The organism is Hymenobacter volaticus (genome assembly GCF_022921055.1).
Classification (GTDB): Bacteria; Bacteroidota; Bacteroidia; order Cytophagales; family Hymenobacteraceae; genus Hymenobacter; species Hymenobacter volaticus.
On the sequence record NZ_CP095067.1, the window covers coordinates 44,230 to 65,744 of the forward strand.

The 21,515-nt window shown below is 56.8% G+C and carries 13 protein-coding genes, 3 rRNA genes and 3 pseudogenes; 8 read left to right on the top strand and 11 right to left on the bottom strand.

From position 1 onward, the window contains the following. Positions 1 to 222 precede the first annotated feature (222 nt). Both MUN86_RS29105 and bshB1 read left to right on the top strand, forming a co-directional pair. Positions 223 to 657, top strand: a complete 435-nt coding sequence (locus MUN86_RS29105) for a beta-class carbonic anhydrase (protein ID WP_245127526.1) — start codon at positions 223 to 225, stop codon at positions 655 to 657. A gap of 20 nt (positions 658 to 677) precedes the next feature. Beyond that, the gene (gene bshB1 / locus MUN86_RS29110; RefSeq protein ID WP_245127527.1) at positions 678 to 1,412 is read left to right on the top strand and encodes a bacillithiol biosynthesis deacetylase BshB1; all 735 of its coding nucleotides are present in this window, start codon (positions 678 to 680) and stop codon (positions 1,410 to 1,412) included. A gap of 87 nt (positions 1,413 to 1,499) precedes the next feature. Here the strand turns inward: bshB1 and MUN86_RS29115 are convergent, their stop codons facing one another. The 8 genes and pseudogenes from MUN86_RS29115 to MUN86_RS29150 all read right to left on the bottom strand — a co-directional run bounded on the left by MUN86_RS29115 (position 1,500) and on the right by MUN86_RS29150 (position 10,201). Beyond that, positions 1,500 to 2,297, bottom strand: a complete 798-nt coding sequence (locus MUN86_RS29115; RefSeq protein WP_245127528.1) for a PIG-L deacetylase family protein — start codon at positions 2,295 to 2,297, stop codon at positions 1,500 to 1,502. 40 nt (positions 2,298 to 2,337) lie between these two features. After that, positions 2,338 to 3,578 (bottom strand): annotated as a pseudogene (locus tag MUN86_RS29120) (glycosyltransferase family 4 protein). Then, positions 3,575 to 4,462, bottom strand: a complete 888-nt coding sequence (locus tag MUN86_RS29125) for a sugar phosphate isomerase/epimerase family protein (protein WP_245127529.1) — start codon at positions 4,460 to 4,462, stop codon at positions 3,575 to 3,577. Before MUN86_RS29125 ends, MUN86_RS29120 begins: the two are co-directional and overlap by 4 nt. Then, positions 4,455 to 5,957 carry a YcaO-like family protein gene (locus MUN86_RS29130; RefSeq protein ID WP_245127530.1) on the bottom strand — a complete coding sequence of 501 codons (1,503 nt, stop codon included), beginning with the start codon at positions 5,955 to 5,957 and terminating at the stop codon, positions 4,455 to 4,457. The genes MUN86_RS29125 and MUN86_RS29130 overlap by 8 nt, the downstream gene beginning before the upstream one ends. Next, positions 5,954 to 6,784 carry an MBL fold metallo-hydrolase gene (locus tag MUN86_RS29135; protein ID WP_245127531.1) on the bottom strand — a complete coding sequence of 277 codons (831 nt, stop codon included), beginning with the start codon at positions 6,782 to 6,784 and terminating at the stop codon, positions 5,954 to 5,956. Before MUN86_RS29135 ends, MUN86_RS29130 begins: the two co-directional genes overlap by 4 nt. 14 nt (positions 6,785 to 6,798) lie before the next feature. Further along, a pseudogene (locus MUN86_RS32590) lies at positions 6,799 to 7,847 on the bottom strand (Gfo/Idh/MocA family protein); the annotation flags it as partial. Between the two features lie 59 nt (positions 7,848 to 7,906). Continuing rightward, positions 7,907 to 8,857, bottom strand: a complete 951-nt coding sequence (locus MUN86_RS29145) for an HD domain-containing protein (RefSeq protein WP_245127532.1) — start codon at positions 8,855 to 8,857, stop codon at positions 7,907 to 7,909. Between the two features lie 3 nt (positions 8,858 to 8,860). Beyond that, on the bottom strand, positions 8,861 to 10,201 hold the full coding sequence (locus MUN86_RS29150; protein ID WP_245127533.1) for an inositol-3-phosphate synthase: 1,341 nt from the start codon (positions 10,199 to 10,201) through the stop codon (positions 8,861 to 8,863). A 657-nt stretch (positions 10,202 to 10,858) separates the two neighbouring features. Here MUN86_RS29150 and MUN86_RS29155 point away from each other — a divergent pair. Next, a complete protein-coding gene (locus MUN86_RS29155; protein WP_245127534.1) occupies positions 10,859 to 12,205 on the top strand; it encodes a glycoside hydrolase family 28 protein in 1,347 nt (448 codons plus the stop codon). 284 nt (positions 12,206 to 12,489) lie between these two features. Next, positions 12,490 to 12,805: pseudogene (locus MUN86_RS29160) on the top strand (DMT family transporter). Between the two features lie 11 nt (positions 12,806 to 12,816). On the opposite strand, the gene MUN86_RS29165 reads toward MUN86_RS29160, so the two are convergent. After that, entirely contained in the window at positions 12,817 to 13,380 is a 564-nt protein-coding gene (locus MUN86_RS29165; protein ID WP_245127535.1) for a Crp/Fnr family transcriptional regulator, read from the bottom strand. Between the two features lie 206 nt (positions 13,381 to 13,586). On the opposite strand from MUN86_RS29165, the gene MUN86_RS29170 reads away from it, so the two are divergent. Further along, complete coding sequence (locus MUN86_RS29170) at positions 13,587 to 14,117, top strand: GNAT family N-acetyltransferase (protein ID WP_245127536.1); 531 nt, start codon at positions 13,587 to 13,589, stop codon at positions 14,115 to 14,117. 396 nt (positions 14,118 to 14,513) lie between these two features. Here MUN86_RS29170 and MUN86_RS29175 read toward each other — a convergent pair whose 3' ends face one another. Both MUN86_RS29175 and MUN86_RS29180 read right to left on the bottom strand, forming a co-directional pair. Then, complete coding sequence (locus tag MUN86_RS29175; RefSeq protein WP_245127537.1) at positions 14,514 to 15,086, bottom strand: hypothetical protein; 573 nt, start codon at positions 15,084 to 15,086, stop codon at positions 14,514 to 14,516. 3 nt (positions 15,087 to 15,089) lie between these two features. Further along, positions 15,090 to 15,422 (bottom strand): HD domain-containing protein, encoded by a 333-nt coding sequence (locus MUN86_RS29180; RefSeq protein WP_245127538.1) that lies wholly within the window; start codon positions 15,420 to 15,422, stop codon positions 15,090 to 15,092. Positions 15,423 to 16,596: 1,174 nt separating this feature from the next. Between MUN86_RS29180 and MUN86_RS29185 the strand changes: the two genes are divergently transcribed. From MUN86_RS29185 to rrf, 3 genes are all read left to right on the top strand, one after another. Then, positions 16,597 to 18,109: ribosomal RNA gene (locus MUN86_RS29185) — 16S ribosomal RNA — on the top strand. A gap of 237 nt (positions 18,110 to 18,346) precedes the next feature. Then, positions 18,347 to 21,256, top strand: a 23S ribosomal RNA gene (locus MUN86_RS29190). Positions 21,257 to 21,355: 99 nt separating this feature from the next. Then, positions 21,356 to 21,467, top strand: a 5S ribosomal RNA gene (gene rrf / locus MUN86_RS29195). Together the 16S, 23S and 5S rRNA genes form the textbook arrangement of a ribosomal RNA operon. Positions 21,468 to 21,515: the final 48 nt, after the last annotated feature.

Below are 21,515 nucleotides of genomic sequence, written 5' to 3' on the forward strand. Positions count from 1 at the left end.
CTTCGTTGTCTCCATCAGCACCAGCTTTTGGTCCGGGATACGGCCACATGCACGCCATGACCCAAGCAAGTTCATCGGGATACAATAGGTTACTGTTTGTACGCCGAGTGAGGTAAGAGAATTGCACACAAACGCCTGCGGTGTTTGCCGCGGCACGGGCTGGTGTTGCCTCTCCTTTCCCGAACGTCCCTACTTCCCTTCCTTTTTCACAACGCACTCGCCTTGGCCACTCGTCGTTTTGCTATTCTTACCTGCATGGATGCCCGCCTGGACCCCACGCGCCTGCTCGGCGTGCCGGAGGGTAGCGCCCACGTCCTGCGTAATGCCGGGGGCCGCGTTACCGAGGAAACCCTGCAGGCGCTTATTCTTTCCTACCAGGTGCTCGGCACCCGCGAATGGTTTTTGATCCAGCACACAGATTGTGGGGTTCGCCTTTCCGACGCCAGCCTGGCTACTGTGCTCACCGACCAGGCGCCCACCATTGTAAGCGGCGCGCCTGCTTCTTTCTCGGATCTAACGACGGCAGTAGCAGCTGATTTAGCCCGCATCGACTTACACCCGCACGTTCCGGGGGAAGTGCAGGTGTTTGGCTACGTGTATGATGTGCGCAACAATCAGCTGTTGGAAGTGCAGCCGGGCAGCCGGGTCGGTAAATAACTATTCGTATTCACTTATCCATGGCCGAAGCTTTAAAGCTCGATTTACTGATGCTGGCTGCTCACCCCGACGATGCCGAGTTAGGCTGCGCCGGCACATTGCTACGCTACAGCACCGCCGGTAGGCGCGTGGGGGTAGTCGACCTGACTCGGGGCGAGCTAGGAACCCGCGGTTCGGCGGAATTGCGCGACCAGGAAGCCGCCGAAGCCGCCCGTATCCTGAAGCTGCACGTGCGGGAAAACCTACGGATGCGGGACGGGTTTTTTCGCAACGACGAAGACCACCAGCGCCGCATCATCGAGGTCATTCGCCGCTTTCAGCCGGAACTGATTTTAACCAATCCCAACATCGACCGGCACCCCGACCACGGCCGCGCCGCCGACCTTGTGCACGACGCCGCCTTTCTGGCCGGTTTGCCCAAAGTCCAAACGGAGTGGGCCGGAAAACCCCAGGCTCCCTGGCGGCCCCGTCTGCTGCTCCAGGCCATTCACCATAGCTATGTCCGGCCGTATATTGTGGTGGATATCTCGGCTTTCTGGGAGCAGAAGCTGGCCGCTCTCACCGCCTTCCGCAGTCAGTTCTACCACCCCGCATACACCACTGACGAGGCCAGTACCTATATTTCCAACCCGGATTTTCTACGGGTCCTCGAAGCCCGCAACCAGGAGCTGGGCAGCTACATCGGGGCTCGGTTTGCAGAAGGCTACACTAGCCGTCGGCCCGTAGGACTCGATGATTTGTTTCTACTGCGCTGAGTTAAGTTCTGGCCTTTGCCGCAGACTAGCGAAGTAAGCAGATGAACGTCAGCGTGGAAGTGAGCTTCAAGTAAGGTTTATGCCACTCTAGTTGCCCCGGACCATGCCACTGGGCAGCGCATCCGCATGGACGGGTGCCACCGCGAATCGCTCGGCCACTTGCTCCAATCCAGCGGCTTGCCCTTCGGCGGCCGCTAGTTGCGCAAGTTTAACTCGCGTTTGGTCGGCGCCCCCGAACTGAAAATCGATTTGTGACGCATACGCCTGCGCAGCCGCTACCTTGGCTTTCAATGCTACGGTGGACAGCGGCATGGCCACCTTAACGAGGCCGGTAGGCAGCTCTGGCGCGGGCTCGGCGTCGGGCTGCCGAATGATGTAGGGGGTGTCGCGATACCACAGTATGGGCAAGGTGGGCAGCCCGACCACTTGTAGGGCTTGCATTACCCGGCGGTGGTCGATGTGCTGGCCTAAGCCTTGCGGAACAAACACCAATTGTGGAACAGTACTCGCTAACTCGGCCGTGAGTATCGGCACCAAGTCTTCAACCACGTCGTCGGTGGGCAGCGGTTCGGCAAACAGGGCGGCCGGGCTGTGGTAGCCGCGGTGCGGGGCCTCCGGCAAATCCAGCCATCGTACGGCAATTGCGCCCAGGCACTGAGCGGCGGCGGTGTCTTCGGCTCGGCGCAGAGCTAAGTAATCTACCTCTGGCACTAGTCCCTTGTCGGTTTGGCAGGCTAGCGCGAAGCCGGTAGGGTTGGGTACTGAGCGGGTGAATACGGTCAGGAGCACGCATTGCCAGCCGGCCTGCGCGAGCGTGGCAAAAGTGCCCCCGCAGGAAAAGGCCACGTCGTCGAGGTGAGGCGAGATAAATAGCGCGGTAGGCATAAAGGAGTATGAGAAGTTAAGCAAGCTAAACTGCCGCTACCTATAACAAGTGCGGTGCTTCGCGGTAACGGCACGGGTCGGGAGCAGCCTTGTCTTCAACCCAAGTTAGGTCAGGAGCCTTATCGACTAGTTGGCGGTACACATCGTCTATCTGGCGGCCGATGATGGGCCAGGCGTACGTGGTGCGTACCTCTTGTAAGGCGGTCTGGGCTAGGCGGGTGCGCAAGGGCGCGTCGTCGAGGATGCGAGCCAGAGCAGCGGTGAGGGCGGGAACGTCGCCGGGAGGCACGAGCAGGCCATTGTCGTCATTGCGCAGGCAATCCACTACCCCACGGCCTCGGCAGCCACGCAGGGTAACCCACTGGCCATAGCCTCCAGAATGGTGTTGGAAAAGCCCTCGGCATACGTTGGCGACACGAAAATATCGGCCCGGTGGTAAACCTGTGGCACTTGCTCGTACTCGACGTAGCCCGCCAACTCAACTTGCTCGCCCCAGGGCGCGGCCGTTACGCGGCGGCGCACTTCCTCTACATCGGGCCCAATGCCAGATACAATCATGCGCAACGCGGGGCGGGTTGGCGCTAGCTGAGCAAAGGCATCGAGCAAGTCCAGCACACCCTTGCGCCGATCCACGCGGCCGTGGTAAAGCAGGGTGGGGTAGGCAGCATCGGCCCACTGTCCGGCCTGCCAGCTTGCCCGGGGGTGAAAACGGCCCACATCCACTGCGCCGGGCACCAGCGTAAAACGGGCCGGGTCGGTGCCGTGGTGACCAATTACCTCATCGGCAAAGCTTTGGCAACCGATAAGTACTGCCCCGGCGTGGTCGAGCACCGTTCGAATGGCCCGTTGGTGGGTGCCACAGCATTCCACTCCTACCCAGTGCCCGTCGCCGCCCTGAATGCTGACTACCGTAGGCAACCCCAGCAGCCGGCTCAGTTGTAAGGCAGCAAGCCCAGGCGGGTAGCCATACTGCGCGTGCAATAAGTCAAACGGCTGCTCGGTGTGTAGCTGCGTTACCGTGTCCACAATGGCTTGCACATCGTCCTCGAAACGGCCCCCGTTCTGCTCGCCATGGGCTTCGAGCCCTACCACCCGCACGCCGGGCACCGGTGGGGGAGGGCCGCCGCCGTACACGCCGCGGCCCAGCACGTCGCCCCGGTACTGCGACACCATCGTTACCTGGTGGCCCAGCGCTACCAACTCGCGCAGCAAGTTTTGCGCGTATACGCTCATGCCCGAAATGGCCGGGAAGTAGCGGCGGGAAATAAAGCAGACTTTCATACAGAAAACAGCTGGCGCTCAGCCTGGCGCAAGTAGGTTAGGGCCTGCGGAATCATAGTATGGGCACGGGGCGACTCGCGCGATAGTTCGACGCATACCAACCCCGCAAAGCGGATTTCGTGCAGGGCGCTTAGCACAGCCGGCACGTCCATGTCGCCCTCCCCGAAGGGCAGGTGCTCGTGCACGCCGCGGCGCATATCTTCGAGCGCTACGGTCCCAAGCTGCGAAGCAAACTCGCGTACAGCAGTGGCCGGCGGCCGCTCGTTTGTTACGAGTAGGTGGCCGGTATCGAGGGCTAGACGCAGGTCGGGCACGGCCGCTTGCACGCGACAGTAGTCGTCCACGGTTTCAACTAGCATGCCGGGCTCGGGCTCCAGCGAGGCAACCACACCCCGTTCGCGGGCGGCGGCGGCTACTTGGTGCACTCCTTCGAGCAGCCAGTCCCAGGCCTGGCCCGAGGCTACACCCGGTTGGGGTACGCCCGCCCAGAACGAGACGGTTTCGCCTTCAGCGGCGGCGCATACGTCGAGGCAGCGGATTAGAAATTCCACTCGCCGCGCCCGGCCGGCGGAACTCGGCGTAAGCAACGTAGGCTCGTGCTTCTGGCGCGGATCGAGCAAATAGCGGGCCCCGGTTTCCACCACCAAACCCAAGCCCAACTCGCGTAGCCGGGCGGCCAATTGGGCGTTGCGGCCGGTTGCATCGGGTGCGAAAGGGTCGTGATGGTGATGATCGAGGGTGAGGGCCACCCCGTCGTAGCCGGCTTCAGCAATAAGCACTAATGCGTCATCGAGGCGGTGGTTGCTGGCCCCATTGGTGTTGTAGGCATAGCGCAGGCGGTGCGCGGAATCGGGTGCCGACCGGGTTGGTAGTAACTCAGACATGGGCGGGAGTGGTTGCGGCCGGCGCGTCGGCACCCACCTGATAAACGTGGCGCTCTGGCTCACGGTAAAGGGCATATAGCTCCCCCACTTGCTCGCGGGCCAAGGTGGTATTGAACCAGGCTGGCCCGCCAAGGGCAGCCTCGTCGGCAGCAGGCAGGGGCACCGGTTGCGCGCCGGGCGGCGGAGTACCCAACCCCACCAATGGGCTTTGGCGGGCCAACAGCTTTTCAAGGTTGCGGCGGCCAATACGGTCGTAAGTCATGGTTTCCACTTCCAGCTCGGGCACAATGGCCTTGAGCGTGCGCACCGGCCCGGTCGGGTCCGTAAACTCCACGTAGTAGATACTTAAACCGGCCGCTGCCAGGCGCTCGTGCACCACGCGCAGCAAGTCGGCCGGCGTAGCCAGCGAGTTGGGCGCCACAGTGAGCAGCTCGGAGAACTTCACCGTTCGCTCAACGCGAAACACCGAGTTCTTCACCCGGTCAAACAGCTCGACTGGACTTAAATCCAGCCACTGGCGCATGGCGGCGGCGGCCCGGGGCTCCTGATTGGCTAGCACAGGTGGGTCATGCCGCACTTTGGCTAGGTACTCAGGAGCCACGGTTTCCAGCCAAGCCACCTCGCCGTGCTCGAAGCGCTTGCGCACCCGGCTGGAAGCAAATTCGCGCAGCGCTTTGGCCAGCGCCACCTCGCGGTCCGGGTGGGCGGCCTCACCGCAGCCGGTTAGCATCAGCGCGTGGGGCACCCGGCTCAGGTCGCGTTCGTAGCCTACCACGTAGAGGCTGGTGATACCGAAATCGGTGGAAGCCAGCTTCACCTGGATTTCCAACCCGGCCTCGTCGTAGCGGTGTAGCAGCGCGCGGGTGGCGGGGTCGCGCACGTCATCAAGTTCGATGCGGACGCCTTGGTCGAGGGCGCGGTAGCTGATGGCATTGCCGTCGCGCTGAAGCAATTCCAGCAGGCCGTGCGAAAGCGCCCGCTCCAGTGACTCGCCCGCGCCCATGCCGTTGGTGATGGGCGTGTAAAGCCACTCGTGCTGCTCTTGTCCGTGCCAATCGCCGGGCCAGGTGGCAGCCGTTTCGATGGGCACCCACAGCAACTCGTTGGTCGGGTACGTGTGGGCCTGGGTCCAAACCAACTCCGTGTCGGGGGTATACGTGGTGCCGGCCGGCAAACGGTCGCGCAGCGGGTCGAGACAGTTGGCGCCCTCGGCCTGCAACTGCCGGTACGAGGCCCGGCGGCGCGGCATTTGCGTCAGGTAGAGGTTGACAAAAGTTTCCTCGGTGATTTCGCCGTAAGCCCCAGTGCGCGCCTGCTCGTCGGTTGCGCCGTAGCCGGTGCCGGTGCTCATCCCACCGGGCAACCACTGCGCTAAACTCCACACGGGCACGTCGAGGTAATCGAGGCCAGTGAGGGGAATCTCGTACACTGGTTCGGCCGGCAACGCGCTTTTGTACAGCGCCACGGGAGTGGGGTCGGTTTGTGGGTGGGTCATACGTAAGAACGGATAGGTAAAAAATCAGCGAACGGTCGGCCGGCCAATTGCGCAGCAAATAGCTGAGTGGCTGCCGCTTTGCCGCCCTGCGGTACTGGCTCCCAGGGCGTGAGCACCCCGTCGAAATCCAACGGCAGTAACACGGCCTGGTAGTGACGCACGTCGCCATGCGAAAGCGGAATGTGGGCGTCGTAGGCTCGGTGGGTGCTGATGTGGGTGGCTTGCCCCTGCGCGTCGAGCTTGAACTTCAGCGCGTCGCCGCAGCAGAGCAGTTGATGCTTGGGTAAATGCAGAACAGCGTGGCCCGGCGTGTGACGGCCGGTGTGGTAGAGCACCGCGCCTGGGTGCAGCTCGGCCCGATCCTCGTAGGGCCAGCTTACTTGAAACGCTTGGCAGAAAGGCAGCTCATCTTGCTGCATCACCACCTCGGGCGCGAAAGCCTCCACTAGTTGCCAGAGCGCCCCAAACACGTGGCAGTGCGAGGCCGACAAATACCGAATTCCACCTAGGGAGTCGATAAAGTCCAGTGCCGCCGAGTCGTAGTAGCCAGCTCCTTCAAAGGACACGTTGCCGCGCTCGGCGTCCACAATCAAGTAGCCCCGGGGGCCGATGCCCACCGTGGGCTCGTTCCAGAATTGCCAAATGCCGGGCAGCACCTCAACCCAACGCGTAGCAAGCCGGGCTGCTACCTCCGCCAAACTCCTGAACTGCCAGCCAGCCGGCGGCAACGGGTGCCGGTAGTCGCAGCACACCAGGCAGTTGGGTGGCCTGGGCGCGAAGTAGCGCTGCCAGAAGCCGCAGTTTTCGCAAACGTAGTGAAGCATCATGCGCAGGTTGTCGGTTACTGTTGTATGGCCTGCAACTCCTCACTGCGAGCGGCGGCCAAGTCAAGCAGACGCATGGTGTGCAGGTCGCCAGCAGGTGGGAAAGGAAACGGCTGCTCCCGGCGCACCGCCTCGGCAAATGCTTCTACCTGCCGCTGGAAAGGTGAGGCCTGCTGATCGAAGTCGATTTCCTCTACTGTGCCGTCGACGCGGGTTAGGGTAAGCGTGCCGCCGGGGGTTTGGCCCATTGTGTTCAAGGCCAACGCCCGGCCCTGGTCGCCAATGACTTCTAGAGTGCGACGCGGGAACTGGTCACGGCAGTTGTAAGCTACTGTGTGCGAGAGCAGTACCCCACTGGTCGTTTGCCCGATAAGCACGGCCCCGTCGTCCACCGGATAGTCGTGGATGCGGCGCTGGGTGAGGGCCGCAACGGTCGTGAGCGGCTCGCCGAGCAGGGTTTGGGTTAAATCCAAGCCATGGGGGCCAAGTCAATCATAGCTCCACCGCCGGCCTGCTCGGCCGAGATGCGCCAATTTTGGTAGGTGCCCCGGTCCGAGTCGGGTGTCCAGTCAGCGGGCGTCCAGCAGGCGTAGTGAATGCGCACACAAGTTACGCGACCTAGCGCGCCAGTCTGAATCAGCTCACGGAGGCGCACGTGGGCGGGGTGAAAGCGCTGGTCGAAGGCGGTAGCGAGCAGGGTGCCAGTTGCTTCGGCCGCGGCCACCATGCCAGCAGCTTCGGTGGCAGTCCGGGCCAAAGGTTTTTCGCAGAGCACCGGTAACCCAGCCGCCGCCAATTCCTGCACCACAGTTGCGTGGTGGGCATTGGGGGTGGCGACGTACACAGCTTGTAAGCCCGACGTTTGCAAGAAATCAGCTAGGCTGGTGGTGCGGTGTAAGGTGGCATCGGCAGGCTGCACGGCGGCTAGTGCTGCCTCGCTCAGGTCGCAAAGGGCCAGCAACCGGCCATTAGCGGAGGCCGCAATAGCTGGGGCCACGTAGTCACGGGTGACCCAGCCACAGCCCACAATGCCCCAGTTGACCAACGTTGAAGTAGGGTCAAACATACTGGTGATTGGAAAATAAACCGCCCGCGCCCAAGCGTGACTCCGGCGCGGGCGGTTGGTTAGGTTACCGGCAGCAGCCCGGCGGCCGTCAGCACCTGCTGGTGAAACTGCTGCGTGAAGCCCGCGTGCACAATGTTTAAATCACCGAGCGCTTGGTGCAAGCGAAACTGGGCACTCTGGTCGTGCCAAGCCATTTCTAGCACCCGGTCGAACACGTCGGCGGCGTGAAACGCACGAGCAGCGGGCGCGTCCACCACACGGGTGCGGTCGAGGGCAGCCGTTACCACCGGGCGTACCCCTTCGGGCAATTGCTCTAGCGCCTGCGCAGTGGCTCGGGCCATCAGGCCTGGCAAGCGGGTGCCTAGCAACTCGTCGCCGGCGTAGCCGGGGTCGGGCAACGCGGCGTTGTGTAAGTGGTGGGCAAGGCCAGTCAGAAAAGCCTCGCCTGGGTCAGCCCCAAACGTCGGGCTAAGCAGCACCCCGTACACAGCTACCAGTGCACAGTGGTCGGCGTGGCTTTCGGGGGGCCACAGCATAATGCGCGGTTGTCCCGGATGGGTTGCCCCAGCCCGTGGCTGCTGTGCCAATTGCCCTACAAAGGCTGGCAACGGCGCGGCTAGGGAAGTGGTTTGAAAATCAGCTCCCTGCGTGACACTAGCTATCAACTCCTCGGCCAACGGCTTGGCTGCGTCGCGTAGAGCACTATGTAGTGTCTGGGTGGCTTCGGCAGGCGTTAAATCCAGACTGGTGAGCAATGGCTCGTCGTAGCCCGGCAGGCGCAAGCCGGTCAGCGCCCACGCTGTTTCGCGCAGGGCTACGGTGGTTGGGTTGTGGCCCGCCACTAGTGCCGCCCAAGCGCGGGCAAACAACTGCTCGGTCAACGAGCCCTCACGGCCGGCTACACGTCCCCTCTTCAAGTCATTGAGCTCGCGCAGCAAGGGCAACAAATCGGCCAGCTCGGTTAGTGCCTCCGGCCTAGCCGGGGCGCTAAGAGTTGTAGAAGTCAGCACTAGCTAAACAGCGGGGGCATCGGGACTAAACGAAGCCAAGGCAGGAGCACTAGCTCCTTGCCCTATTTCGGCGGACTGGGGTGCAGCAGCCGAAGTGCCCGCCGCCAACCACTCCAACAAAATAGCTTGCTGCTGCTCGAAGCCATGTATGGGCACCATATCAGGCTCAGGTACCATTGGCGACTTAAAGAATACGCCTAGCGCGTGCGCTACGCCGCCTTCTTGCCGACGCTTAGCCAAATCAGCCAAGCGAGCTAGTTCCAGCGCTAGCGGGGCGGCCAGAATAGAGTCGCGGCAGAGGAAGTTCACCTTGATTTGCATTTTCTGCCCCAGGAAACCTTCGACATCGATGTTGTCCCAGGCTTCCTTGTTGTCGCCGCGGGGTTTGTAGTAGTGGATGTGCACTACGTGGCTGTCTACCTTGTACCCTACAATCTGATCGAGCACCGAACCCTTAGTCGTGAGTTTCGAAGCCAACGACTCTGGGTTGTCCAAAGCTAAGCCGTCGCGGTTGCCAAGGATGTTGGTTGAAAACCAGCCGTCGATGTGCAGGTTACGGGCGTGCAGGGCTGGGGCCAGCACAGTTTTCATAAACGTCTGGCCGGTTTTGCCGTCCTTACCCGCTACAGGCACCCCACGCTGCTCGGCTAGGCGCACCAAGGCGGGCGCGTCGGCGGCGCAAGAAGGCGTAAAGTTGACGTAGGGCACGTCTTCCAAAATGGCGGCGTAAGCGTAAAGCATAGCCGGCGGAATTTGCGCGTCGTCGGCTTGCACGGCGGCCTCAAACGCCTCTGGTGTGATGAACTGCGGCAAGGTCAAGTCGGGCATGGCCTCGGTTGAAGCAAGGTTGATGACCACTAGCCGGTCGAGATTCTGCTCGGTGCGGAAGCGCTGCAAGTCGGCACGAATGGCTTCCACAGCCGCTGCATGCGACTGCACAGCCAATAAATGCTGCCCGGTTACGTTGCGGCAGAAGCGCACGTTGCCCACGGCCGGCCAAGGGCGCAGGGCGCTTAGCTCACCTTCAACAGCGGCGAGTTGGTGTGGCTCCAGCACCCGATGCTGACGAGCAGCCACAGCTAAATCATCGGGGCATAAGTCCCAGCCGCCAAATACCAGGTTTTCATAACGCACCAACTGGTCGGTAAGGGCATCCGGTAAGGTCGCCAAGGGTAGACCAGTGGTATCCATAGCCCCGGCACGCAGCAGAGAAGCGCCAGCAACGGCAGTGGTGGCTACTGCCCCGCCAAGCCCAACAATAGCTACGCCTAGGCGCGCAGCGTGCTGAGATTCGGTGGTTAAGGCAGCAGAGCCGAAAGAGGTATTCGGGAAGGCTTGGGACATGCTAACAACAATAAAAATTGAGTGAAATTCCGGCTGTGAATCAGTGAACGGGCTAACTGTCAAGCAACTAATTTGTTTAGGCTTACTGTTGTGATTCATGATTGACAAAACACCGGCTTAACTGATGATTTTACTATAATAATTGCTTATTATCAAGTGATTACAAGTTTTTCGGCTTGAACCGGGAACATCATAATTTTACTAATAATTGCTAAGAAACCAAGCGGCAATAGCTGCTAATTAAGCGTTGTTGCAACAGTACAGGAAGCCTTAGAGTAGGCGGGTTCTGGTTGATTTACCTGCCATATTATCGTGGTCGGAAATCAGCTAGATAAGAGGAGTTGAGGAGCCGTTTCTAGCTGAATTTCGGACAGGTTAGGGCTCTATAATTGGAGACAGGAACTGTCCTTGTGGCCGGGTGCTATATCAGCCTATGCAAGAGTCAAGCTGTGAAAGCAACAAGCAAGAGCGTTAATGCAAAAAGGCATAGACCTCGTATTCCTTGTTGAAAGCCAGCGTGGAACCAATTGGCTGTGGTAGCATGATCTTAATTCGTTTGCTTTACGCTATGAACTTCAACCATCACCTCGCCAAAATCCTGGTCTTAGTTACGGGCATCTTTCTACTTCCGGCCTGGACCCCAAAGACGCGCCAACTGTGTGGACGTCGGCCAGCCAGCCGCTACAGGAAATAGAGCGTCTGCGAAAGCTGATCAAAGCCCCTGTATTTAAAAACAAGGACTATACTCTAGTTGATTTTGGCGCTAAAGGGGATGGTGTAACTGATAACACCGAGGCTTTTCGGAAAGCTGTTACCGCCTGCAACGCCGGGGGTGGTGGAAGAGTGGTGGTACCAGCTGGTCGGTTCTTGACTGGGCCTATCTATCTGAAAAGCAATGTCAATCTGAATCTGCACGCGCAAGCTACGATTGTTTTCAGTCGCAACCCCAAAGACTATCCGTTGGTGCTCGTGCGCTGGGAAGGCATGGACTGCATGAACTACTCACCCCAGATTTATGCCTACAATGAAAGCAACATTGCCATTACTGGCAGTGGCACCCTAGACGGCAACGCCGATAAAGAGCATTGGTGGCCTTGGAAGGGCCGGGAGCAGTACGGCTGGAAAACGGGCACGCCCAACCAAACCAAGGCCCGTGACAGTTTGCACGTATTGATGCGCCAGAAAGTGGATCCGCGCAAACGCATTTTCGGGGAAGGCCACTACTTACGGCCGTACATGATCCAGCCGTACAACTGCAAAAACCTGCTGATTTCTGGCGTCAAGCTCATTGAATCACCGATGTGGTTTATCAGCCCGGTGATGTGCGAGAACGTGACGGTCGAGAAGGTGCGCATCGCCTCCCACGGCCCCAACACGGACGGTTGCGACCCAGATGCCTGCAAAAACGTGCTCATCAAAGACTGCTACTTCGATACCGGAGATGACTGCATTGCCATCAAGTCGGGCCGCGACGAGGATGGCCGGGGCCCCGGCAAGCCGGCGGAAAACCACATCATCGAAGGCTGCGAAATGAAAGACGGGCACGGGGGCGTAGTGCTGGGCAGCGAAATTGCTGGGGGCGCGCGCAATATCTACGCCCTTAACTGCAACATGAGCAGCCCCGACCTGGACATCATTTTACGGATTAAAACCAGTTCCTCCCGGGGCGGCATTATCGAAAACATTTTCTTGAAAGACATTAAGGTGGGCACCTATAAAACTGCGGCTGTACACTGCACCATGTTCTACGAGAAGCCCGGTAACTACCTGCCAACCGTCCGCAACATCTGGGTGGAAAACTTGGACGTGACCGACGGCGGGCAATACGGCGTGTTTGTAAATGCCTATAAAGAATCCCCGGTGAAGAACCTTAGAATGGTCAACTGCACAATCCGTAGCGTTGACCAGCCATTGCAAATCGACCACGAACAGGGTATGGTTTTGCAGAACGTGCAAGTCAACGGCCAACTCGTTAAAGCAAATAGTAGCCCTCCTAAGCCATAACCGGCGTTTTTTATTAGTGGAAGTTGAGCTGTACGAAAAAGCTGACGCTTCCCCGGCCTCTTAGTTCAGGGTGGCCATATTGGGTCTGCCAGTCATTATCTAGTTTTCTGAAGCCGATTAAAATCGTAGTGCCGATTTATTTGCTGCGGCTTGGCACTTCCAGAGAAGCGTTTGATAGCGAAAACGGTGGAGGCACGAGCTTTCAAATGAACCGTTTTTAACATCGGTAAAAAGAAACGGGCCGCGGCGCCCGGACCTTTGCTAGCACACATTTCGTTTGCGCTATGCACTGGTTGTTTCTAATATTGGCCGGTTTGGCCGAAGTCGCATTTGCTTGTTGCCTGGGCAAAGACAAACTAACTACGGGCCCTGTGGCCAGCAACTGGTACGCGACCTTCGCCGGCTGTATGGCCCTGAGACTCTATGTACTCCATTTCAGCTTAGGCCAGCTACCCTTGGGTACCGCGTACGCAGTCTGGACGGGCATTAGGGCTTGGATTGTGCGTTCTCGTGTTTGGGAACCCACTGACTGGGCCGCGTCTGTTCTTCCTCTCCACCCTGATTGGGTCTGTACTAGGCTTGAAGGCGGTTTCGCCTTAGGTAGGTTGCGCTTACTTGCGCTTGGCACGGACGCGACTTAACGTTACTTGAGTGATGCCTAAGTAAGAGGCGATGTGACCCAGCGCGACGCGTTGCACCAAGTGCGGGTTTTGCTGAAGCAGGTCCGCGTAGCGCTCCTCAGCGGTGCGGAACTGCCGGGCAATGAGTTGCTGCTCGGTTCGCTCCCATGCGCGTTCCACCATGGCCCGTCCCCAGTTGGCTAAGTGCACATCGGTCTGGTAGAGCTGCCGGAGCGAGGGCATAGGGAGGCGAAACAAGCTGCTATCTTCCAGCAGCTCAATGGTTTCGTAGCTAACTGCCTGCTCGATGTAGCCGCGAATTGAAACCAGTATGGCTCCCTCACTTGAAAACCAGAAAGTTACTTCCCGGTCTGCCCGCCGGGCATATACTCGTGCCAGGCCCCGCTGCATCACGTAAATGTAGTGCGCCACGGTATCGTCTCGGAACAAGACCGTGCCCTTAGGCAATTCCACATACTCCGCCAAGACTAGGATCTTATCGAGCGAGCCACCCGGCAACGGGTACGTGCTTTGCAGGATTTCGGAAAGGGTCATGCGTAAGTGAGAAGAAGAGGAAGGGCTGATAGTCTCCCCAAATCAAGTCATTAGTAGAAAAGGAGAGGGTTGGTAACCTTTAAAGCTAGCAAGATGAAATAGCGGCCACCAGATCGTTGCCCAACTAGCAGCAAACCTGCCGATGCTTCCAAGATCAGGAGTGCACTTAGCAATACTAATACGCAAACCCAACATCTCACCTGAACATGGAGTCTATCACTCTCAAGAAAGCCACTTTACAAGATGTCACCCAACTGCGGCAAATTGGCCGCCAAACGTTTTCCGAGACGTTTGCCGCCAGTAATTCCGAGCAGAACCTGCACGCTTATTTAGAAGAAAGATTTTCCCTAACTAAGCTGACAGTTGAGCTACAGGATCCTAACTCGGCATTCTACTTCGCGGAGCTAGACCACACGGTTATCGGCTATCTGAAGGTAAACACCGGGTTGGCGCAAACCGAGATAAAAGATGAACACGCCCTTGAAATCGAGCGCATTTACGTGCTCCAAGCTTATCACGGGCAGAAAGTAGGGCAACTGCTGTATGAAAAGGCACTGCAACTAGCCCAGCAAGCCGGAGCCGACTACGTGTGGCTAGGGGTATGGGAAGAAAATCCTAGAGCCATCCACTTTTATCGGAAAAACGGCTTCGTCGAGTTTGATAAGCACACGTTTACGCTAGGCGATGAAAAGCAAACCGACCTAATGATGAAACGGCCGCTGACCGGTACTTACTAAAAGCAATGGGTAGCAGCCGTACTCTAATCGGTACCACACTTTATTTACCCGGATACTCTTTCCCTTGAAGTCGCTCTCAAAATAAGATCATCGGGGCGAGGCAGCCTCGTTACAAGTAGAGTAGCACAACGGTTGTGTTTTTCGGGAAGTAGTAAACGCTGATAACAAGCACAGGCTCATCGTTATCCTACAACCATTCATTTTGCCTGACTGAATGTTCGCAGTAGCCAGCGAGAAGCATAGAAAACATGAGTTTTAGGCGGCTCCTGCAGCGGATTAGAATCGGGTACCACCCCCTGCATCAGACACTTAGCTTAGGCGACTTAGTATAACTCTCCGCCGCTAACCCGCTAATAGCGTACCGCAGGCAAAAAGGTGTAGCTGGCATGCTTACTACTACGCATAAGCATCGCCAAGTTCAGATAAGCGCACTATCTTCTCGCCAAGCAAAATCTCCGGGTCTACGAACCGTGGTTTGAGAGCAAGAGGTAGGTCCGGTGGCTCAGATTGCATCCAAGTACTGTACAACTCAGTGACCGGTTGCCCCGTGATTTCGCGCAGCCGTCCGAGCAAATACGCGTCATCTTGCTCGAAATCGGCCAAGGTCAATTGACCCGCTTCGTAATAAGGCTCGATCAGAGCGCGTAGAAAGCGGTTGGCTGCTTGGTTTTGCGCCCCCGCAAAGTATTGTTCGGTTAAGTAGGTGTACTGCAGCTTAAACCAACGCGCATGAGCGGCACTGCCAACAACAATTCGTCCTTCGTGCACGCGCAATCCCTCCAAAAACCACTCGATGTCACTCTTTGCTAGTACACCTAGCTTATATAAGTCACGCAGGGTATAATCAATGCGGTCTGCCGCTAGGTTGGGTAGCGGCTGCTCAAGCAAAGTGAAGGAGTGAAGGTCGAGAAAGTCGCGGTAGTGAAAATGGTGGCGGGCTAGCACTGCCTGGAGTGCTGGGTGTGCCACAACCTACTCATAGCGCTGTTCGTGGTAGTCTTCTTCAGCGTAATCAAGCACATAATCAATTAAGTGCGAGAAAGCCATGTGTGATACATCGTGCAGTAAACCTGCTAGCTGTTTCCACAAACTGCCGTCCAAGCGACGGATTAACACCATCACGCCAACCGAATGATCAAAGCGCGTGTGGTTGATAGCTGGGTTAGCCAGCACAATAGCCCCACCTTGGTGAATCCCACGCAGGCGCTGCATGGGAGGCGTGCGCAATAGAGCAGCAATGGCTTCGGGAAGTTCCACGGCGCTGTAAAGCGGGTCTTCATAGTACATGCGAGTTGAAACGAGCAAAGGTTTTCCTAGAAACAAAAGTAGCCTCGCTAGCGGGTTCAGTGCAGGTGGTACGCAGGGCAACTTTCACCCGCGGAGCTAGCCACTGGTTATTGTTAGACAATAACCAGTGGCTAGTAGGATAACCTCACTCAGTAAAACGAGCGAGGTTACTGCATAATCCAACGCGCTCAACTAAAATGTTGTCCTCCTCAGCCGTAAAAGTGAATACGACAGAGCATACTTTTTTCAAAGAGTTGTTGCCTAGTCCGACCGCGCTTACTCTTATCAACTTTGGCTCCACTCAACCTAAAAGCCTTATGGGTTTGTGTATTCAAACTTTAGCTACTAGTCCAAGGATCTTTTCATCTTTAAAAAATTCACAGAGCCATTTATCTCAGGGAACTTCTAAACCACTTTGCCTTGCCTTAAGACTGTTGAGGAGAAAAGCTTGCTCTTAATTTGATTAAGCGCTCAGTGTCACAAACTTTATATTCTCTTTTTTCAGAGATGCTTGACGTTTCAAAAAAATCTTGAGGAGAAGGAATCTTCCCAGCTAGTCACCGGTTTTGCTTCTTACCTCCCTAATCGAGGGATCTGCTAGAAAAGGCCAAAAAAAGTTTTCTTAAAAAACTTGGAGTACGAGTTGGCAAAAGCTGAAAGTTTTCTACTTTTGCACCCCGCTTGGGAACAGCGCTGCAGTCGGTAGCGCAACTTTCTCCGGTAGGATCTGAGACTTGAGCTGCCTTATTGGGGACTAGGCTTAGGTGGAGAAGAAAGACAGGTAAATAGGACGGTCAAACAAGCTGAAAATATTTTTTCTTGATTTGCTTGCCAAAAGAAAAAAGACTGCTACCTTTGCACCCCGCTTCACCACCAAGGCACGGACAACAACCAAAGAAAGTGACTTTCAGGTGAACGAAACGCCATTTAGTGGGTGTTGATGAAGAGGTGGCTGAATGAAGTCGCTGGTAAAAAATGAGTATCCGGGCCCGTTGAGGTGCCCACTGAGTTTGTCCGATTGGGACGAGCGCACGTTCTTTGAATGTTTGGAAAAGACAAATTGGTAAGGCTTCGTTTTCGCCGCACGTGAAGACGAAGCAACAGACGCGTAAGACAACGAGGCAACTCGTTAACACGAGTCGGATCAGCACTCGACATCGTCCCTACTTAGGTAGGGATAAGTAGTACTTATACAATGGAGAGTTTGATCCTGGCTCAGGATGAACGCTAGCGGCAGGCCTAATACATGCAAGTCGAACGGGTGTAGCAATACACTAGTGGCGCACGGGTGCGTAACGCGTAACCAACCTGCCCTTGACTGGGGGATAGCCCGCCGAAAGGCGGATTAATACCGCATACCTCCCGGGCCTGGCATCAGGCGCGGGGGAAAGATTTATTGGTCAAGGATGGGGTTGCGTAGCATTAGCTAGATGGCGGGGTAACGGCCCACCATGGCGACGATGCTTAGGGGACCTGAGAGGGTGATCCCCCACACTGGCACTGAGATACGGGCCAGACTCCTACGGGAGGCAGCAGTAGGGAATATTGGGCAATGGGCGAGAGCCTGACCCAGCCATGCCGCGTGCCGGATGAAGGCCTTCTGGGTTGTAAACGGCTTTTCTCAGGGAAGAAAACGACCATGCGTGGTACACTGACGGTACCTGAGGAATAAGCACCGGCTAACTCCGTGCCAGCAGCCGCGGTAATACGGAGGGTGCAAGCGTTGTCCGGATTTATTGGGTTTAAAGGGTGCGTAGGTGGCTTGTTAAGTCCGGGGTGAAAGCCCACAGCTCAACTGTGGAACTGCCCTGGATACTGGCGAGCTTGAGTCCAGACGAGGTTGGCGGAATGGATGCTGTAGCGGTGAAATGCATAGATAGCATCCAGAACCCCGATTGCGTAGGCAGCTGACTAGGCTGGTACTGACACTGAGGCACGAAAGCGTGGGGAGCGAACAGGATTAGATACCCTGGTAGTCCACGCCGTAAACGATGGATACTCGCTGGTGGCGATACAGTGTCACTGGCTTAGCGAAAGCGGTAAGTATCCCACCTGGGGAGTACGCTCGCAAGAGTGAAACTCAAAGGAATTGACGGGGGCCCGCACAAGTGGTGGAGCATGTGGTTTAATTCGATGATACGCGAGGAACCTTACCTAGGCTAGAATGCGCGTGACCGGTTCAGAGATGAGCCTTTCCTTCGGGACACAAAGCAAGGTGCTGCATGGCCGTCGTCAGCTCGTGCCGTGAGGTGTTGGGTTAAGTCCCGCAACGAGCGCAACCCCTACATTTAGTTGCCAGCGGATTATGCCGGGGACTCTAGATGGACTGCCTGCGCAAGCAGTGAGGAAGGCGGGGACGACGTCAGGTCATCATGGCCCTTACGCCTAGGGCTACACACGTGCTACAATGGACGGTACAGAGGGTCGCTACACAGTGATGTGATGCCAATCTCAGAAAGCCGTTCTCAGTTCGGATCGAAGTCTGCAACTCGACTTCGTGAAGCTGGAATCACTAGTAATCGCGTATCAGCAATGACGCGGTGAATACGTTCCCGGGCCTTGTACACACCGCCCGTCAAGCCATGGAAGTCTGGTAGACCTGAAGCTGGTGCTCGTCACAGAAGCCAGTTAGGGTAGAACAGGTAACTGGGGCTAAGTCGTAACAAGGTAGCCGTACCGGAAGGTGCGGCTGGATCACCTCCTTTCTGGAGCAATCCGACTCGGAGTTGCCCGTAGGCTTACCCGCTCGGCTTATCAAGCTGTCTTTTCCTTCATTCAGATTTACAGAAGCAGTGCGGGCAACCCACTGCTTCTACATTGACCTCATCGGAGGTCAGATGTTCTTTGACGTAAGGTAACAAGAGAGAAAACAAAGTATACTTGATTGCTTGCTTTCGAGCGAGTGGTCAGGAGTCGCTTCCTTCCTTCGGGAAGGGAGCACACCAGAAGTAGATAAGGGCACACGGGGATGCCTAGGCTCTCAGAGGCGACGAAGGACGCGATAAGCTGCGATAAGGCGTGGGGAAGGGCACATACCTGGTGATCCACGCATTTCCGAATGGGGCAACCCCACTGGTTGAAGACCAGTGACCACCTTCCTTGTGAAGGATGGGGCAAACGCAGGGAACTGAAACATCTAAGTACCTGCAGGAACAGAAAATAACAATGATTCCCCAAGTAGTGGCGAGCGAACGGGGACAAGCCCAAACCGGGTTGGTTACGGCCAGCGCGGGGTTGTAGGACTGCAACATCTGATTGTGTGATTTTAGCTGAATGACGTGGGAAAGTCAACCAGAGACGGTGAGAGTCCGGTAAGCGAACTGATCATGCACGGTAGCAGACTCCTGAGTAAGGCGGGACCAGCGAAATCCCGTCTGAATCCGGCGGTACCATCCGCCAAGGCTACATACTCCTGAGAGACCGATAGTGGACTAGTACCGTGAGGGAAAGGTGAAAAGAACCGGGAATACCGGAGTGAAAAGAACCTGAAACCGTGTGCTTACAAGCGGTCAGAGGCCTTACGTGGGCTGATGGCGTGCCTTTTGCATAATGAGCCTACGAGTTACTCCTCTCTGGCAAGGTTAAAAGTCTGAAGACTTGGAGCCGCAGCGAAAGCGAGTCTGAATAGGGCGCAGAGTCAGGGGGGGTAGACGCGAAACTTTGTGATCTACCCATGAGCAGGCTGAAGGTTGGGTAACACCACCTGGAGGGCCGAACCAGTTTCCGTTGAAAAGGATTTGGATGACTTGTGGGTAGGGGTGAAAGGCCAATCAAACTGAGAAATAGCTCGTACTCCCCGAAATGTATTTAGGTACAGCGTCGGCGTTGAGTTACGTGGAGGTAGAGCTACCAATAGGACTAGGGGGTGTCACAGCCTACCGAATCCTGATGAACTCCGAATGCCACGTAATATAGCCGGCAGTGAGGCTTGGGGTGCTAAGGTCCCAGGCCGAGAGGGAAAGAACCCAGACCATCCGCTAAGGTCCCTAAATTCGGACTAAGTTGAACAAAGGAGGTCCACTTGCTTTGACAGCCAGGAGGTTGGCTTGGAAGCAGCCATTCCTTTAAAGAGTGCGTAACAGCTCACTGGTCGAGCGAGAGGGCATCGATAATACGCGGGCATCAAGTCCGGTACCGAAGCGATGGATTTAGTCTTTAGACTAAGTGGTAGGGGAGCATTCTCGTCAGCGGTGAAGGTGTGCTGTCAGGCATGCTGGAGCGGCGAGAAAAGCAAATGTAGGCATGAGTAACGATAAAGGGGGTGAGAAACCCCCTCCCCGATAGACTAAGGTTTCCTGCTCAACGCTAATCGGAGCAGGGTTAGTCGGGACCTAAGGCTAGGCCGAGAGGCTACGTCGATGGACAGCGGGTTGATATTCCCGCACTTATTCTTTGGAGTGATGCAGTGACGCAGGAGTGAAAGTACCGCGAGCGGACGGAAGTGCTCGTTAAAGGGCGTAGGTATAGAGACGGTAGTTAAGTACGCCGACTTTGCTGAAACCTGATAGTACCTGGCGGCTTCGGCCAACGGGATAGTGTACCTAATCAGACTGTCAAGAAAACCTGCTAAGCGTTTACTGAAGAATAACCCGTACCGCAAACCGACACAGGTAGTCAAGGAGAGCATCCTGAGGGGCTCGAGTGAATCACCGCTAAGGAACTCGGCAAAATGGTCCTGTAACTTCGGGAGAAGGGACGCTTCCTCCTAGCAATAGGAGAAGCCGCAGTGAAAAGGCCCAGGCGACTGTTTAACAAAAACACATGACTTTGCGAACGCGCAAGCGGAAGTATAAGGTCTGACACCTGCCCGGTGCCGGAAGGTTAAGAGGGGAACTTAGTCGCAAGGCGAAGGTTTGAATCGAAGCCCCGGTAAACGGCGGCCGTAACTATAACGGTCCTAAGGTAGCGAAATTCCTTGTCGGGTAAGTTCCGACCTGCACGAATGGTGTAACGATCTGGGCGCTGTCTCAGCGGTGAGCTCGGTGAAATTGTAGTCTCGGTGAAGATGCCGAGTACCCGCCACGGGACGGAAAGACCCCGTGCACCTTTACTATAGGTTGACATTGACGCTGGACAACACATGTGTAGCATAGGTGGGAGACGTTGAGCCAGGGCCGCTAGGTCTTGGGGAGTCGCCGTTGAAATACCACCCTTGTGTTGTTTGGTGCCTAATCTGGAATACGGAAACAGTGTCTGCTGGGTAGTTTGACTGGGGTGGTCGCCTCCAAAAGCGTATCGGAGGCTTTCAAAGGTCCGCTCAGTCCGCTTGGTAACCGGACGTAGAGCGCAATAGCAGAAGCGGGCTTGACTGTGAGGCCCACAAGCCGAGCAGGGTCGAAAGACGGATATAGTGATCCGGTGGTTCCGCATGGAAGGGCCATCGCTCAAAGGATAAAAGGTACGCCGGGGATAACAGGCTGATCTCCCCCAAGAGCTCATATCGACGGGGAGGTTTGGCACCTCGATGTCGGCTCGTCACGTCCTGGGGCTGGAGAAGGTCCCAAGGGTTCGGCTGTTCGCCGATTAAAGTGGCACGCGAGCTGGGTTCAGAACGTCGTGAGACAGTTCGGTCCCTATCTGTGGTGGGCGTTGGAGATTTGACAGGACCTGACTTTAGTACGAGAGGACCGAGTTGGACGAGCCGCTCGTGTACCGGTTGTGGCGCCAGCTGCAGCGCCGGGTAGCGACGCTCGGATGAGATAAGCGCTGAAAGCATCTAAGTGCGAAACTCACCTGAAGATGAGATCTCCGATATAGGAAGAGTCGTGGGAGATGACCACGTGGATAGGCGGGAAGTGTAGAGGCCGGAATGCCACAGCTGACCCGTACTAATGACTCGAACGCTTCTAGCAGTACAGACTCCTTACATGGGGTACTTTTTTTCTCTCTTGTCCTTGTGTCAATGATATAGGCCGGTTGTCGAGTTTCGTAAGGGACGACCGGTTGCCAGTAATGGTGGCTTTAGCCCGGGTGTTCACCTCTTCCCATTCCGAACAGAGTCGTTAAGCCCCGGAGCGCCTATGGTACTGCCTTCATCGGTGGGAGAGTCGGTCGCCGCCAACCTTACCTAGTAGAGTGCTTGTCCGCCCCTCCGGCTCCGTGCCGTTGAGG